The organism is Desulfosporosinus sp. OT (assembly GCF_000224515.1).
GTDB lineage: Bacteria > Bacillota > Desulfitobacteriia > Desulfitobacteriales > Desulfitobacteriaceae > Desulfosporosinus.
This window is the reverse complement of sequence record NZ_AGAF01000148.1, coordinates 69,295-85,046: the sequence shown is the minus strand read 5'-3', so window position 1 is coordinate 85,046 and position 15,752 is coordinate 69,295. Positions and strand designations below refer to the sequence as shown.

General features: G+C 41.8%; 16 protein-coding genes. 9 read left to right on the top strand and 7 right to left on the bottom strand.

Going from position 1 to position 15,752, the window contains the following annotated elements:
• Positions 1 to 313: 313 nt before the first annotated feature.
• The 3 genes from DOT_RS13560 (at position 314) to DOT_RS13550 (ending at position 3,077) form a co-directional block, all read left to right on the top strand.
• Positions 314 to 880, top strand: a complete 567-nt coding sequence (locus tag DOT_RS13560; protein WP_009619620.1) for a sigma-70 family RNA polymerase sigma factor — start codon at positions 314 to 316, stop codon at positions 878 to 880.
• The gene (locus tag DOT_RS13555; protein WP_009619619.1) at positions 870 to 2,243 is read left to right on the top strand and encodes a DUF4179 domain-containing protein; all 1,374 of its coding nucleotides are present in this window, start codon (positions 870 to 872) and stop codon (positions 2,241 to 2,243) included. Before DOT_RS13560 ends, DOT_RS13555 begins: the two co-directional genes overlap by 11 nt.
• Positions 2,244 to 2,522: 279 nt before the next feature.
• Positions 2,523 to 3,077, top strand: coding sequence for a PspA/IM30 family protein (locus DOT_RS13550; RefSeq protein ID WP_083824099.1), 555 nt, complete (start codon positions 2,523 to 2,525; stop codon positions 3,075 to 3,077).
• A gap of 202 nt (positions 3,078 to 3,279) precedes the next feature.
• On the opposite strand, the gene DOT_RS13545 is transcribed toward DOT_RS13550, so the two are convergent.
• The 3 genes from DOT_RS13545 to DOT_RS32710 form a co-directional block, all read right to left on the bottom strand.
• Positions 3,280 to 3,900 (bottom strand): DUF3786 domain-containing protein, encoded by a 621-nt coding sequence (locus DOT_RS13545; protein ID WP_009619615.1) that lies wholly within the window; start codon positions 3,898 to 3,900, stop codon positions 3,280 to 3,282.
• A 241-nt stretch (positions 3,901 to 4,141) separates the two neighbouring features.
• Positions 4,142 to 4,753: a flavodoxin family protein gene (locus DOT_RS13540; RefSeq protein ID WP_348982148.1), complete on the bottom strand. Its 612-nt coding sequence runs from the start codon at positions 4,751 to 4,753 to the stop codon at positions 4,142 to 4,144.
• Positions 4,754 to 4,943: 190 nt separating this feature from the next.
• Entirely contained in the window at positions 4,944 to 5,048 is a 105-nt protein-coding gene (locus DOT_RS32710; RefSeq protein WP_348982147.1) for an HTH domain-containing protein, read from the bottom strand.
• A gap of 493 nt (positions 5,049 to 5,541) precedes the next feature.
• Here DOT_RS32710 and DOT_RS13535 point away from each other — a divergent pair, with 493 nt between their 5' ends.
• The gene (locus DOT_RS13535) at positions 5,542 to 5,832 is read left to right on the top strand and encodes a DUF3846 domain-containing protein (protein WP_009619612.1); all 291 of its coding nucleotides are present in this window, start codon (positions 5,542 to 5,544) and stop codon (positions 5,830 to 5,832) included.
• A 65-nt stretch (positions 5,833 to 5,897) separates the two neighbouring features.
• On the opposite strand, the gene DOT_RS13530 is transcribed toward DOT_RS13535, so the two are convergent.
• From DOT_RS13530 to DOT_RS13520, 3 genes are all read right to left on the bottom strand, one after another.
• Positions 5,898 to 6,188, bottom strand: a complete 291-nt coding sequence (locus DOT_RS13530; protein WP_040412178.1) for a hypothetical protein — start codon at positions 6,186 to 6,188, stop codon at positions 5,898 to 5,900.
• A 319-nt stretch (positions 6,189 to 6,507) separates the two neighbouring features.
• On the bottom strand, positions 6,508 to 6,933 hold the full coding sequence (locus tag DOT_RS13525) for a universal stress protein (RefSeq protein ID WP_009619608.1): 426 nt from the start codon (positions 6,931 to 6,933) through the stop codon (positions 6,508 to 6,510).
• 116 nt (positions 6,934 to 7,049) lie between these two features.
• The gene (locus DOT_RS13520; protein WP_050809883.1) at positions 7,050 to 7,577 is read right to left on the bottom strand and encodes an HPP family protein; all 528 of its coding nucleotides are present in this window, start codon (positions 7,575 to 7,577) and stop codon (positions 7,050 to 7,052) included.
• A 348-nt stretch (positions 7,578 to 7,925) separates the two neighbouring features.
• On the opposite strand from DOT_RS13520, the gene DOT_RS13515 reads away from it, so the two are divergent.
• The 5 genes from DOT_RS13515 (at position 7,926) to DOT_RS13495 (ending at position 14,919) form a co-directional block, all read left to right on the top strand.
• Positions 7,926 to 9,191 (top strand): multiheme c-type cytochrome, encoded by a 1,266-nt coding sequence (locus DOT_RS13515; RefSeq protein WP_009619603.1) that lies wholly within the window; start codon positions 7,926 to 7,928, stop codon positions 9,189 to 9,191.
• Between the two features lie 12 nt (positions 9,192 to 9,203).
• Complete coding sequence (locus DOT_RS13510) at positions 9,204 to 10,049, top strand: hypothetical protein (RefSeq protein ID WP_009619601.1); 846 nt, start codon at positions 9,204 to 9,206, stop codon at positions 10,047 to 10,049.
• A 241-nt stretch (positions 10,050 to 10,290) separates the two neighbouring features.
• Complete coding sequence (gene hcp, locus DOT_RS13505) at positions 10,291 to 11,934, top strand: hydroxylamine reductase (RefSeq protein WP_009619598.1); 1,644 nt, start codon at positions 10,291 to 10,293, stop codon at positions 11,932 to 11,934.
• A gap of 209 nt (positions 11,935 to 12,143) precedes the next feature.
• The gene (locus DOT_RS13500; protein WP_009619596.1) at positions 12,144 to 13,739 is read left to right on the top strand and encodes a methyl-accepting chemotaxis protein; all 1,596 of its coding nucleotides are present in this window, start codon (positions 12,144 to 12,146) and stop codon (positions 13,737 to 13,739) included.
• A 118-nt stretch (positions 13,740 to 13,857) separates the two neighbouring features.
• Complete coding sequence (locus tag DOT_RS13495) at positions 13,858 to 14,919, top strand: DUF3231 family protein (RefSeq protein ID WP_009619594.1); 1,062 nt, start codon at positions 13,858 to 13,860, stop codon at positions 14,917 to 14,919.
• A gap of 153 nt (positions 14,920 to 15,072) precedes the next feature.
• Here DOT_RS13495 and DOT_RS13490 read toward each other — a convergent pair whose 3' ends face one another.
• Positions 15,073 to 15,546, bottom strand: coding sequence for a NapC/NirT family cytochrome c (locus tag DOT_RS13490; protein WP_009619592.1), 474 nt, complete (start codon positions 15,544 to 15,546; stop codon positions 15,073 to 15,075).
• Positions 15,547 to 15,752: the final 206 nt, after the last annotated feature.

Here is a 15,752-nt window from a genome sequence, read left to right as displayed (position 1 = left end):
CCCCCACTTTCAAATCAAGCAGTACGAATCCCATGACGTATTTTAACTTTATATGTCTTCGTCCTATTGGGACTGATTTCCTTCTGAGTCCTATAATGAAGATTATGGCAAGGGCCCCAGCATTCCATTAAGGACGCTGGGGCCCTTGCCTGTATGATAATTTATTTATTTAGTTTTCGGATCTTTCTTCCCCCCTTTTGGTATCTACCCTTGAAAAATTAAAAGAATTTATTAAACCGTGAACCATTTTGAATCTCAAACACTCTAATGGATGTAATCGCGTTACAATACAAAGAGCATTGGGGGATGATTAATGACTAGCATGATACTCACTGAAGATATTCGAAAAATTAATAAAATTGATAATTCAAATGTAAAACTCGCAAAAGCAGGCGATAAAACAGCGTTTTCTGCTCTGATTGACTGCCACAGGCTGGCTCTTTATAGGATTGCCAAAGGCCTTTTGGTATCAGACTTCGATGCAGCCGATGCAATCCAGGAGACGATCATTTCCGCGTATACCAATATTGGAAACCTTAAAAAAGATGAGTTTTTCAAGACCTGGCTCATACGCATACTTATAAACGAGTGTAAGAAAATTTCACGAAGGTCCGATAAAATTGTCTCCCTTGAAAAAGTAAGCGAACAGGCAGTTTCGGATACCTACCCTTCCGATGACGCGACTTTAGGTTTTATTAATATGCTTGATCTGAATCTCAAACAAGTGACCATCTTACATTATTACGAAGATTTTAACGTGAAAGAAATTGCCACAATACTTAATATTTTTCAAGGGACTGTAAAATCTCGTCTGTCGAGAGCTAGAAAAGAGCTTTCAAAACTGATGGGCGTAAAAGGAGACGATAAATATGAAAAGTAGCTTTGACCGGGATGAATTGAAGTCAACACTAGAGATCCCTTCTGTTGTGCCGGAGTCTATAAATGCAAGAATCGATGACACTTTAAGAAATCTTGAACAGAGGAAAAAGAGCCGCAATTTGCCCAAAAAGACCTTTTTATTGCTGGTAGCATGTATAAGTATTATGGGCCTTAGCACATTAGTCGCTTTTGGGCAGAACCTGCCTATTCTAAATTCGCTTGTGAATATTGTCAATCCATCGGCAGCTAAAAATTATGAAAGCGTTAAGGTAGATATCACAGGCGGTACTAAAAAAACCGTTGTGAATAAAAAAACAACTGACAAAGGAATAACCCTCACTGTCAATGATTTGTCTTATGACGGAGCCACCCTCATTGTTGGTTTCAATTTAAGTAAGCCTGGTGGATTTGGGAGCGCTGAACCTGTTCTCGGTACAGACTTGATGCCGCGTTTTGTAAGCACTAAAGACGGCACTCCTTCAAAAAACCATGTATCTACAGGAAGTGACTACTTAGTAAAAAAAGACAATGGTGATTATCAGGGCTATGGATCTTATTATTTTGAAGATTCCAATATTGAAATTCAAGAAGATTATACGTTGACTTTAGATGCTGAAAATATTGGGGGGAATGTTGGAGAGGTGCACGGACTGTGGACAATAGACACAGGTCTTACAGAAAAAGATATTTACACTGCTGCCCAAACTACAGAGTCCAATGTTGTGCATGAATTTAAGAATGGCAAGGTCGATTCCGTTAAGGTCATCAGAAGTGCGCTCAGCAATATCATCAGTTTGAAAGGTACCGATAATATTAAGCAAATTCCAAATTTGAGATTAGGATTCTTTATTCTTGACGACAAGGGAAATTGCCTGAACTACAAGCCTCTTTCCGGAAGCTCCACCGATTCCAGCTTCAATACCGCCATCAGTTTGTTTAGAATACCTAATGATACGAAAAAGCTTACGGTGATCCCTTATAGATGTGTATTTAGTAAGAAAGACAGTGATAAGGAAAAGCTATATAAGGCAGATCTTACAAAACTACCTGTTTCGATTAAAATTCAGGATCTAGCTTTTAACATTTCTGACATTGAACGCAGTCCAGGGAAATTCACGATGCATTACACGATTAGCGGACTTGCCGACGATATATATTACAACTTCTTTGAACTTGAGGATAAGGATGGTAACAAAATAAAACAAGTAGGCTCCCCGTCAAGAATGAGCGCTATGGACTATGAAACCCACCAGGGCACTTATGAGTTTAAGACCGATCATCCAGAAGATATCGCTAAAATTACTTTGTATGGTCATGAGTACGAGCTTATGACGGATTATAAGTTTGATGTTGAACTGAAATAGATTAAATTTCTAGGGGGAGGAGTCTATATCGAAGGACTAGATTTTTTAGTAATAGCCGTCTGCTTCTCTGTTTTAGGGTATGGATTATGTTACATGACTCTTTCGTGTAATTATAAAGTCAAAAACGAAAAACAAATTTAGAATATAACAAAGAGTAGTCTTCCTTATATTTGGGTCCTATAATCGCAACTATGACAAGTTTACCAATAACTAATTCCCTATTTTAGTCCGAATTCCTCACTGACAATCTTAATCTGTATGTAGGTACGGTCATTTCAGATCCAAGTTAATCGTGCAGTTGCAGACAAAATTCAATTGGAGGAATATATCAAGCACGCTCAGGAAGATATATTAACTCGTATTGCGCAGGCTACTGAGGCGGTTAGGGCTGGAAAAGATGAATTAGCAAGAACTGCACTTAATCTTAAAAAGCAAGCTGAGGCTAGCCTAAAAGATTATCAGAACCAGTTAAAAGAGCAAACTCAAGCTTTGCAAGATTTGCAGGAGAACTTGCGTATATTAACGGATAAGCTTTCCAAGGCGAAAGCTGAACGTGACAATCTTATTATGTGTCAACGCCGTGCAGCGACTATGAAGAAGGCCAATGAGGTTATCTCAGGGATTACTGGTAATGATCCTCTTTCTAATATTGATCGGTTTAAGGACAAGGTGGAGCGCACAGAAGCAGAGGCCAAGGCCACCTCAGTTATGGTCACGCAGCCTTCAGAGGACCCATTTGTAGAGCTGGAACATGCTAAGGCTGAGCAAGATATTGAGATGGAGTTGGCTGAACTGAAGAAGGAACGTGATCGAGGTAGTCTTAGTGATATTTAAAACTCAAAGGACCCCGCTTATGGAGTGCTCTATGTGTATATACCCCCACAATCCGTCTTATAAGAGCATTCGTTATTAACGAACGCAATCTTTTTTTACATGGAGTCCTATAAGAGGGTTAAAAAATAGCACCAGCATTCTATGAATAAAGGACGCTGGTGCTATTGGTTATTGTTGCGGGTCACCCCTGCGATAGTAACGGTTAAAACGAAGTTGCCTTCCGCATCAATTCACTCGCAAGATACCCACCCAGGCCGATAACGGTCTCGATGTGCAATAGGAGTTCAATGGACGGCTCGAATAGGATGGTGGCATTGGCCGAAACCTCTTCATCTCCTTCCCAAATAATAACACACAAAGGAATTTCGGGAAAAGCCTGAAAAATAGCAGACGCATTGCCAAAGGATGTAGGTTGTCCGCCCAAAGCGGCTGCGCACACCAATAATTGTTTCGACTGGTGTCCAAACGCCTTGATTAGACCTACGATTGAAACTTTATGAAATGCAGGATAAAACAATGAGCCACCGTTCGGTATTTCTTTGAGACTGACCCATTTTTTAGTAATTTCTTGGGGCGATCCTGCATAGGCCAGGTAATTAAGCATTATTATAGATTCGGTTATTTCTGGGACATGTCCGTCTGTTTTCCTGTAGATCGTTTCGGTATTACAATCCAAAATATACTCTAAGTTAAAAAACATCACGACAAATTGACGGGTATTGCTACAGTAAGTCACAGAGAGCTGTGTTGCAATTTGCTCCGGTACCTTTCTTTTTATGTCCCGCCAGTATTTATCATAAGCAACTCGGTAATTAGTTTCCATCTCAGACACCACCACTCACTAGTAATACTGAAAATGCACGAATAAAGTGCGGAACCAACCCGCGAATATTAGATTGTCAACTGTCGATAAGCCGGGCTCAACCCTTCTTTTCACCTGAGATATGAACGTGGGCTTGAAGGCTGAGTGCTGACCCTGCAAAAGCCCTGGATACTAGATAATTGGATTAGCTGAAAACCGAAGGAGACTCTCGCTTCTGATATAAATGAGACGCATTCAACGCTCAGGACCTTGAACGTAGTGGTAGGGTTGCCTCGGCCACCTCCACAATGCGTCGGGCCATAATACGCGCCCGTTCTATGGCATTAACGTCTTCTTCGGACGGCTGCTGGGCGCAAACCCCATGGTGCCCGCAGTCGAAATCCCGGTGACCGTCTCCAACAATGATCATCCCCTGCACCAGCATCAGGTCATGGATTGCCTTCAGGGTGGTTTCCTGGCCGCCAAAGCGGGCCTGCGCAACCGTTACCGCTCCTCCCACCACGTTCAGCAGGGCCTTGCTCTGCCACAGCGTATTGGTCTTGTCCCAGAAAGCCGCCAGTTGCCCGCTAATGGTGCCGTAGTAGACCGGGCTCCCGATGATCAGGCCGTCTACCTGTCTGATTATTGCAAGCGCCTCGCCCAGCTTGTTGCCTTCGGCGCAGGCAGCGTTGCAGGGATAGGTACAGCTATCACAGAAAGGCTGGTCGAGATCATTCAACACTTCAGCCACATTGATTAACTGGGTTTCCGCTCCCAGTTTCTCAGACGCCGACAGAGCTTCCCGGAGCAGCAGAGCTGTGTTACCGTCCCGGTTGGGGCTTCCGTTGATCGCCGCTATTAACAATGATGCCACCTCCTTAATAGAATGCACCGCTATATCCTACATTTAGCGCATTAATTAAGCTCCAACAACAATCCCTGTTAATACTTATACGAAAAAGTTCGTATAAAATTCCTTTATTGATACCTCGAAATTATTCGCCATCAATGAAAAATTTACCTTTATTTTACTTTAATACAAAAATCTTTAATTGGTCAATTGACTAATTCTTTTTTCCATTTATATAATCTGAAAGCCAATTAGTATTAATTTCAGTTACTTTATTTAAAGTGTTTAATGTAATCTTGTATTCTTTAATATCTATCAATAATTTTTGTGTGCCTGAGAAAGGCTATTTAGACTCAGTCTTAAAAAGCTTTTCTCAGGCAACTGGACAATTCTAATTTTCCATAATCCTTCGGTAGACTTGACCCGCTTCTGGTCCAATACGCCTTTTAGCGCCTAATACACATTAGGCACATCACTTTTTGTACAGCTTTTGTTCATAGTTTAGCTGAGAGATCGAATCTATAGTAAGCGGTGGACTCGACCATTTCTATTAAGATTGCCGTAATCCTTCAATCCTTACTTTTCTATCTAAAACATACTCCAAGCCGTACCTTGGAGTTGAAAAACACTAAATTGAGAAGTCCGCTCACTGCAATGAGTGGGAAGTGAACCCATATTAAAAGTTAGAGGAGCATTCCTGTAGTAACAAAAATCATTGGACTACCTTTTAAAGGTAAATCATTTATTGTTGGCGAATGAGTCAGTCTTAGTAGGTATCTTAATTCGGTTCGATCGAAGGAGAGAAGTAGACATTGGTTAAATGGATAACAGTTTTGGTGGTGGAGCCAGGGAAAGCTCCTGATGTTCGTGAACTACCTAATAACCTTAAGGCCTTTGAATTAACAATTCAGGGTTATATTGAAACGGCGGAAACCATCCGTCCTGGGTGCTTAATCGTCTGCGATGGAAACTATCCGCTACCCCAGAAACCAATCAAAAGGGCGGATATACAAGGAACATTTATTATTATTCGAGTAGACAATACGGAGCCTGTGTCACTCAACGAGGAGGATATTAATATTTTCTCAGAAGTCTTTAAATAGGAGTAAATCTAACTTCTGACTAATAACTTTGCTATTGATGTCGAAATAGATACTTGATTTATGAGTTAATAATTCGGATTAATCCAGAACCTTACAAACTCCATAAGACGTTTCCCTTCGACAGTAAGTATTTTTCCTTTTCCGTGACATTCTCTACAAATAAAGAATATGGGCTCAGTGGGTTGACCATGATCCGCATTTTCGACGCTGGTTTCTTGTGCTTGATCAGTTAAGGTTTGAAACCCGTCTTTAAGATCATTTTGCATGGTCCAGAACTGTAACCATGTGGGGTTCTCAATTCTGCCGAGTCCAAAACATTTGGGGCACTGTTTTTCAAGGGCATTAATGTTAATCATTAATACAACCTCCCAGATACTATAATATAGTTTATTTTCCATATTCATCCTCATACCTATTTATCCTGCTAATTTCAATCAGAGTGGGGACCTAATGCCTACTATCTCACGACTAAAGTCCTATAAAAAAATACCGTCAATTCCTATAGTTTAGACCTGATGCTAAGATCAATCGTCGACGTGTCGGAACGCCCCTTGGATTTCAACAAAAAGAGCGGGTAATTACCCGCTTAATGTGTTTATTTCATACCCGACTGGTCGAGAATCATAAACTAAATGAGGACACTCAGTTATATTATTCTGAGCGTCCTCATTAGTATTATTTGACAATCATAACCGGGCATGTTGCTTTGCTTAAAATACGTTGGCTAATACTTCCAAGCAAAGACCCGGCAATCGGTCCATACCCACGACTACCCATAATGACTAAGTCAAAGTCTCTGTTCTCGATTTCTTCTAGAATAGCAACAGCTGGATGCCCCGGTCTTTGTTTCATTTCAATGGACAGATTCCAGGTATCAATCCCATCCAGAGTTGCCGTTAGGGCCTCTTTCCCGTATATACTAATCTCTTCTTGAGGTACGGTAACCCCGCTTGAAAGGGTATAGCCCAAAGCCTCCGGTGTAAAAACCACGTGCAGGAGAACAATTCGGGAGCCGTACGTCTTCGCCATTTCCAAGGCAATCATCAAAGCACGTTGTGCTGGTTCTGAAGCGTCGGTCGGAACCAAAATATTCTTAAACATTTGTTCTCACTCCCATTATATTTAAGATAGATTATATCCCTTGATATCAATTTAGTTATATTACTCGACTCTTGGATCAAGAATCATGATTTATAAGGTTCGATTCGATTGTTCTCTCAGTACCAATACCTTGGGTAGTGTCTATTTGGGGATAGGTTATTTACGAGAAGCCCGATTATTACAAGGATCACGGCACCCAAGGCAATCGGGGTCAAAATATAGCTAGGATGGGCCTTACTCAATACCGCAAATAGTGCAGTTGCTCCTCCCGGTGGATGTGTTGTCTTAGTGAGAATCATTATGATTAAAGCTAGGGCAGTACCTAAGGCAGGTGACCACCAGGTCAACCCAAACATTATAAAGGTTGTGACGCCCGCAACGGCCGAAAGAGTATGACCCAAAATAACATTACGTGGTTGGGACAGAGGGGCATCAGGAACCCCATAAATTAATACCGCAGATGCGCCAAAGGAAGCCACAATCGGAAGGCTATAATTTTCAGCAAATAAGGCAATAGCTGTTATCCCTAAAAAAGCGCCCAGCCAGGTAATAATTATGTCTAGAGGTGGTGGAGTTACAAGGGGCGTTGTCCTTTTATAGCCTTTCATTTTAGACAGATACCTAATAAACAAGGTCGCCACCATCTGAATTAATGCTTTCGTATTTTCTGGCTTAGACGGACTTTCTACCCTCAATATCTCAACTTCCTGCATTTTGACTCACTCCTCCAGCTCAATTTTCATGACTGATTATAATCTGATTGAGGCGGGGAAGTTGTGAATTGTGTCACACTTTTGCAGTTATGGTCGCTTTCATTGAGTGAACACGTTTTGAGATTTACATTTAGTTGAATAGTGTGACCTCTATCACACTATTCAACAACAAATCCAGATATAATTACCACAAAATTTCCAACTAATATAGACTCACACATCGTCTCAGTACATGCTCTAGGGTTGCTAAACTATTAAAGAGGAGGAGATCACATTTAGATGCCATCAATAACACGACGCATGATCGCCATCTTGGCGATCGGGACTATCTTTATTGCCGGTGTATTGTTCTTGACCTACCATTTTCTCATTGGCCCCACAGGACTACAAACAAGTATGCCAACATTAAGCGTTGCGACCCTTGGAGAAAACAAGGCCTGCGTGGAATGCCACCAAAAAGAGAACCCGGGAATTATTCAACAATATCATGACAGCAAGCATTCCGGTCGCGGAGTTCAGTGTCTCGATTGTCATAAACCGGTCAAAGGTCAAGAAACCCTGACAAAGGATCATTACAATGTAGCTCTCATCGCCAAACCAACTCCCAACAACTGTGTCCAGTGTCACGCTACAGAAGTTCAGCAGTTTACGGACAGTAACCATGCCGCTAAATCCTGGTATGCAGTCCAAGGAGCAAAGAATTTTACGCCAGCGGAACTTGCTAAGTATCATTTGCTTGATGCAAATGGAAAACCTCTTAATGGCGGTAATGCCAATCCTGTTTTTAATTTGATCGGTCAAGATGCTAGCGCTCAATCCTGCGAAGTCTGTCATGCTGTTGGTCAAAAGAACAGTGATGGAAGCTTTGGAGATTGCACAAAATGTCATTTACGACACACATTCGAAGTAGCACAAGCCCGCAAACCAGAAACTTGTGCCCAATGCCATTTAGGCCCTGACCATCCTCAAGCAGAAATCTATGACGAATCTGCGCATGGCGCTTATTATCAAGCCAACGAATCAAAGTTTAACATGGATGCACCTGCGGGAACCCTGACGGTCAAAGATTTCCCTGCCCCAACTTGCGCCACGTGTCATATGTCGGCTTTTGGCAGTGTTCAAGGAACCCACGATGTGGGTCAACGTCTTAAATGGACCCTGGCTCCCGAGATTGCTTCAGTACGCAAAAATGGAGATGTTCACCAGCAAACGATGAATGCTGTCTGTCTCAACTGCCACGTCCAACCGTTTATCGATGATGTGATGAGCAAGGCGGAGAAAAATATTGTCCTGACGAATCAAAACCTTGCTAAGGGGAAATCAATTATCCAAGATCTTCGCGCTACAGGGTTGCTTGGAACCAAGCCATTCGGAACTCCTATTGATTTCCTATATTTTGAATTATGGCACCACGAAGGCCGCAGGGCACGGTTCGGAGCCGTGATGGGAGGGGCTGACTACGTGAACTGGAATGGAATTTACGAGCAAGAAAAAGCTCTCGTAGAACTGCAATCTCAAGCCGAGGCATTGAAAGTGAAGCACTAGGAGGATTCAGATATGATCGATCGGCTTAATCGACTAACCATCCCGTATAAGACTTCGCTTTTGTTAGGAATGATGGGTTTTAACTTCCTCCTGACCGGTGTTGATGTCGTAATGGCACACTCTCAGAATAATTTTTTCCGCTGGGAACTAATACCTTTAATTTTTAGCCCGCTTGCGGTTTTAGCAATTCTTGCTCAAGTCATAATCCAATCTAATACCGTGATTAAGAAGACCTTTCAAACTGTGATGTGGTTAGGCGTTTTGGTTGGTGTGGTGGGCACATTTTTTCATTTGACAGGAAACGCCACCTCCAGTCAGGAAAGTCTTCACCGTCTCCTGATTGAAGGTTCTCCGGTTGCAGCTCCGATTGCCTTTGCGGGGATTTCCTGTTACGCCTTGGTCAGTGAGCACTATCGAGGAACAGCTCGACGTTCCAAATTATTGCTCTTAATGGGTCTGGGTTTCTTGGGCGCGGTTGTGGCAGCATTTTTAGACCATGCCCGCCTCGCCTTTATACCCAGTTACACTCTAATACCTCTAGTTTCAGGCATACTTGCCGCGATAGCTTGTTTTTATATTGCTTATACTCAAGCTGACCCTAAGGAAATTTATATTTATCTATCCATATTAGCTCTTAATATGTTGGTAGGTTTAGTGGGATTCGGATTTCATGTATGGGGAGATTTGGCCGGAACTCAGAGTATCATCTGGGCTAGATTTTTATATCGCAATCCATTACTGGGTCCGCTCCTCTTCTGTAATCTCGCGCTTTTGGGAGGATTAAGCCTGTTGCCGGAATCGTCTGTTATGCTTGAGGAGAGCAAAAGAGAGGAGACCATGCCCCTAAGCACATCCTAAAGCTATAAATACAGCACATTATGAGCAATTACTCGGTATGGATAGTGCTTAGACACCCACGGACGTCATGAGGAAGCTTTCGAAGATAGTTCCCAAGATAGTTCGTGAAGTGTTGGTGTGATTTATCTCACACCGGAAGAATCTCCCCAATCACAGTACGACACCTTGTAATGATCTAAACTAAATTTAGTCAAAGAGATTACGCCAAGAATTAAAAATAAGAATTTAGGGGGAGACAAAATTGAGTATGTTTTGTTATCAATGTCAAGAAACCGCCAAAGGGACTGGATGCACAATCAAAGGAGTATGTGGAAAAACTGAAAATGTTGCCAAATTGCAAGATCTTCTGATCTACACTCTAAAAGGGATTGCAATTTATGCAGTACAAGCACGTGAACGCTATCTTGTTCGTAAAGATGTTGATCAATTCATCATGGAAAGCCTTTTTAGCACAATTACAAATGCTAACTTCGATAAAAACCGTTTTGTAAAACGAATTCAGGATGGTCTCGAACTCCGGGAAGATCTTAAACAAGCAGTTATGCGAGTGGGCGGCACTATTCCGGCAAACCTACATGATGCAGCCACTTGGACAGCTTCGGCAGAGGAGTTCGAAGCGAAAGCTGAGCTCGTAGGAATTTTAGCGACAGAAAATGAAGACGTCCGCTCACTCAGAGAGTTGCTTACGTATGGTCTAAAAGGGATGGCAGCTTATGCTGAGCATGCGTATACACTTGAATACAAAGAGTCCGGGATCTTCGCATTCATCGAAAAAGCCCTGGTAGCCACTCTAGATGATACGCTTGCCGCCAGTGATCTTGTCGCCCTCGTTTTAGAAGCGGGGAAATATGGGGTTGATGTTATGGCCCTTTTGGATAAGGCTAACACCACTTCCTATGGAAATCCAGAACTCAGCAAAGTTAATATCGGGGTTCGAAGCAACCCAGCCATTCTCATCAGTGGCCATGATCTTAAGGATCTCGAAGAGCTGCTTATCCAAACGCAAGGTACCGACGTAGATGTCTATACACACGGGGAGATGCTCCCCGCCCACTACTATCCCGCCTTCAAGAAGTATGACAATTTTGTCGGTAACTACGGAAATGCTTGGCATAAGCAAGATAAAGAATTCGAGACCTTTAACGGCCCCATTTTCTTAACCACCAACTGCCTCGTTCCGCCGAAAGATTCCTACAAAGATCGTGTCTACACTACCGGAGTGGTCGGTTTCGAAGGTGTTAAGCATATTGCTGATCGTGCAGATGGAAAGCCCAAAGACTTCTCCGCACTCATTGCTCACGCCAAGAGCTGTCCAGCACCGACGGAAATCGAGACGGGAGAAATCGTCGGGGGATTTGCCCACAATCAAGTAATGGCCTTGGCCGATAAGGTCGTAGATGCTGTCAAAACGGGAGCAATTAAGCGCTTCTTCGTCATGGCCGGTTGTGACGGACGCATGAAAAGTCGTAACTATTACGCAGAATTTGCCCAAGTACTACCCAAAGACACCGTGATCTTGACAGCAGGGTGTGCAAAATACCAATACAACAAACTGAACTTAGGGGACATCGGTGGTATCCCTCGCGTTCTCGATGCTGGACAATGTAACGATTCCTATTCTTTAGCAGTGATTGCCTTAAAACTCAAAGAAGTTTTCGGACTGGAGGATATCAACGAACTTCCAATCTCCTATAACATTGCTTGGTATGAGCAAAAGGCTGTCATCGTTTTACTAGCCCTTCTCTACCTGGGTGTAAAAAATATTCACCTAGGACCGACATTGCCAGGTTTCTTGTCTCCTAATGTGATTAAGGTTTTGGTTGAAAACTTCGGTATTGCGGGCATTACCAATGTTGAAGACGATGTCAAAATGTTCATGGCTTGATATAGAGAAAACCCTTTAGGGTCTGATGAAAATACAAGATACATGAAATACAAGAGTTGTTTCGTCTTCGGTGATATAGTAAACTTAATAAACAAGTCTCTGCGTAGAGCAATTAACGGCAACGAAGCCTCTCTTTTATGAGAGGCTTTTTGTTTTAAACGGGCTACCTTGTAGACGTAATTTTAACCTACAAAGGAGGCACACATAGTATGAATTTTTATTGGATAATTGGCACAGCATCTTTTTCTGCTCTTTATTTTGAATCTAAATTAATTTCTATAGGGTGGCTGCGAATTATAATATATATCTTGATAATGATTGTAATCTGTCTATGGGCTTATCGTCAGGAGCAGGGATTTCTGACTCTGTGGCAAAAGCTTGTCAACACAATCCAGAACGGGGGTCATCAATCAGACCTTCCAAGCAAAGGATACAGCCGACTATTAAAATATATTATGCAACCGATGAAGAACTTTGAGCAGAAATTGCGCAAGAATAATTTTGGAGTTCAAGTGGCGGCCGGCCAAATTTCCGCATCGACCCAACAACTTACGTTTACTTTGAGTGAAAGTCACACGTTTGCTCGGCAACTTTCTGAAGAGGCTCAGGATATCGTACAAGTTAACGACAGTAGTCAAAAGAGTTTAACCAAGGCTATAACAACTTTAAAGGAGTTGGTCACGGCCTTAGAAAGTGTGGATAATATCTCTCATCAGGTCCGGATTACTGGTTCGGAGTCAAAAAAGAATATTAACGTAGGATTGACTCAGATAATGGAGATATTATCCGGCGTAAGGCAGGTGGAGGATTCTACGCTAGAGGCTGTGGCTTCTATCAACCAGTTTCAGGAAACGTTCCGAGCAATCAGTGGTATTTTAGGTGCTGTCGATGATATCGCTAATCAGACACAACTGTTGGCTCTTAATGCCTCCATTGAAGCGGCGCGGGCAGGGGATCAGGGGGTGGGTTTTGGCGTCGTGGCACGAGAGATCCGAACACTTGCCGACAATAGTAAACAAGCCGTTTCGCAAATAAGTATGCTGGTTTTGAAAATGACAGGGGATGTAAAAAACATAACAGAAACTATGGGACGCAACCGTGGTTTTGTCCAAAACTGTGTTGATCTTTCCAAGAGGGTAGAAACTGGGTTAACCCAAATCAGTGCCTCTCATGAAAAGGTGCAAGAGCTACTTCAAGCGATCTTGTTAGGAACGAGAAAGCAGTATGAATATGCTATAGATATAGGACAACAGGTTGATGTGGTTGAAGAAAGTTTTCAGGAGGTTAATAACCGGTTTTCTGACATTTCTTCCGCGATAGCCACGCAAAATATGAATCTAGAGAATATTGAGATTCTAGCTCAAAATCTATTAGATGCTGAGCGAGGATTATCAGGATTGATTGCCTCAGAACACAATTTAATTGACGAAAATCAGCAAGCCCTCCTAAGGACGGCAGAACTTGCTATCCAAATCATGATGAAGAAATCAAATGATTTTGAGTTTAATTCTCCACCACAATGCAAGGCCTTACTGGACGGAGTCTTGAAGGACAACGATTTTATGGAGGCTGTGTGGTTAAATGATCAAGACGGCAAATTCGTCTATTCTAATCCGCCGGCCCAAATTGCAAACGCTAACGTGCGAGAATGGTTTAAACGGGCCATGAATGGAGAGCGATACGTGTCTTCAGTATATATTTCCGCGATTACTAATGCGCCTTGTCTAACTGTCTCCTTGCCAATCAAGGATGCTGTTGGAACGACTACTGGAATAATCGGTGCAGACATTAAAGTTGCTGTATGACTTTGAGTACTATACAAAATAAGACACAGTGGATAGTACAAATTTCCCAATTCAAGCATTATAATGCTTGAATTGGGAAATTCTAATTCTGTGGAAACAAGTATAAGGAGTGTCAAAGATGAATAATTTGCAAGGAGCTAATCAAGGTCAAGTAGAACAAGTTCCCCTTGGAACTGTCCAACATAATTTATCTGACATTTCACCAACGTCTTCAGAAATCGGTCATCTTTGGGCAAGTTACATGGCAGAAAGCATGTCCATATGTTTTCTTAAAGGCTATGTTCATCAATCGAAAGACCCCGATATTCAATCGGTTTTGCAACGGGCACTTGATGTCTCAAGCCAACGAGTACAAACTATGGAGGACATCTTTATGGCTATCCATCATCCTATTCCAGAGGCTTATGGTGATAAGGATATCGATGTCAATGCCAAACAGTTGTTTTCTGAATCATTTACCTTATTATATACCAGATTAATGCACAAATTTGTTTTACTCTATTACAGCAACGCTCTGAGTGTTTCTTCTCGTTCCGACTTCCGAAGTTTTTTCTCTGAATGTATAAGTACTTCTCATGAAATACACCAAAAAGCCACTGAGCTACTTTTAGCAAAAGGGCTATTATTAAAGTGCCCTAGCATTGTTATCCCTGACAGAGTCGACCATGTACATGATAAAAGCTATTTTGGTTCATTTTTTGGCAGAAAGCGCCCCCTCAATGCCTTGGAAATCAGTCATATTTTCTCATTAATGGAAACCAAGATGTTGTTAAGAACTTTGAAATTAGGATACAGTCAAGTCGTTAAGTCTGAAAAGATTAGAAATTATCTGTCCAAAGCCAAACAAATTTCTGATAAACAACTTAAAGTTCTGGGCGCTTTCTTAACGGACGAAGATTTACCCACACCGGCACTCCTTGATATCTTGGTCACCGACTCTAGGGAATCTCCCTTGAGCGATAAGTTAATCATGAGCCATATTACTTCAGTTACAACGTTTATAATCGCTGGATACGGATTTGCCATGATAAATACAGCCAGAATAGACTTAATAGCAACCTTCCGTGATTTCATTACTGAGCTCCTTGGATTAGCAAAGGACGGAGGAGAATTAATGATTGATGGTGGCTGGCTAGAAAGAATCCCGCAAACGGCTGACCGTAGAGATTTAGTACATTAGTCCGACACGATTTTTTTATAGGCATCGTAAAGAACCGAAACCCTAATCCTATATAGGGATGTTAGAGAGTTTGGAATGCTGAACAAAGATTTAGTGCTAATTGTAGGCACTCTGGAGAGATCCTGCTGAGTGCCTAAGTTTTATCTTTTTAGGTTATGGTGATAAAATCTCAAATTTAGCATCGACTCCTAGCCCATTCTTATGACCTGTGTCTCTATGGCAATTGTTGCACCCCACGCCATTTTTAATTATTTTAGCATGACTTTCGGGCATAAACGGTGCTTTACTCTCAGGTTTATCATTCCCTATGTGGCAGGTAATACAGTTTGAATCATGATATATGGGGTTTGTGAAAAGTCCATAATCACCTTTTATTTTTATGGATACGTCTCTTATACCTCTAATTATTGAATCCAGCCGATGGAAAGCCCCTCTTGTTTCGTGACAATCTCGACAGTCTGTATTTTTATGAGCTGATTTCTGCCATGAAATATAATAGGGTTCAATTTCATGGCATTTTTGACATGCCGATGGTGTTGTGTACCACGCATAAGTAAACCGAAAGACAGTATATGCTAATAGAAAAATCAGTCCGAAGATTATTAAATTTCTTTGATAGGATTTCATTTACATCCACCTTCCCTGTTAGATTCTAATAGGTTTCTCAAATTTACTTATAAAATACGATAATCAACAAAATCGTGGAGAGGTCAAAGATCTACCTTACTGTGGTTCCTTCGTAATAGTTAAGCTGTATACCTAATGCCCAAAATAAAAATATTTCGCTACGCTGAAAGGAGTAGGATAACCGTTTTTCAACTTTAAATTTTAGG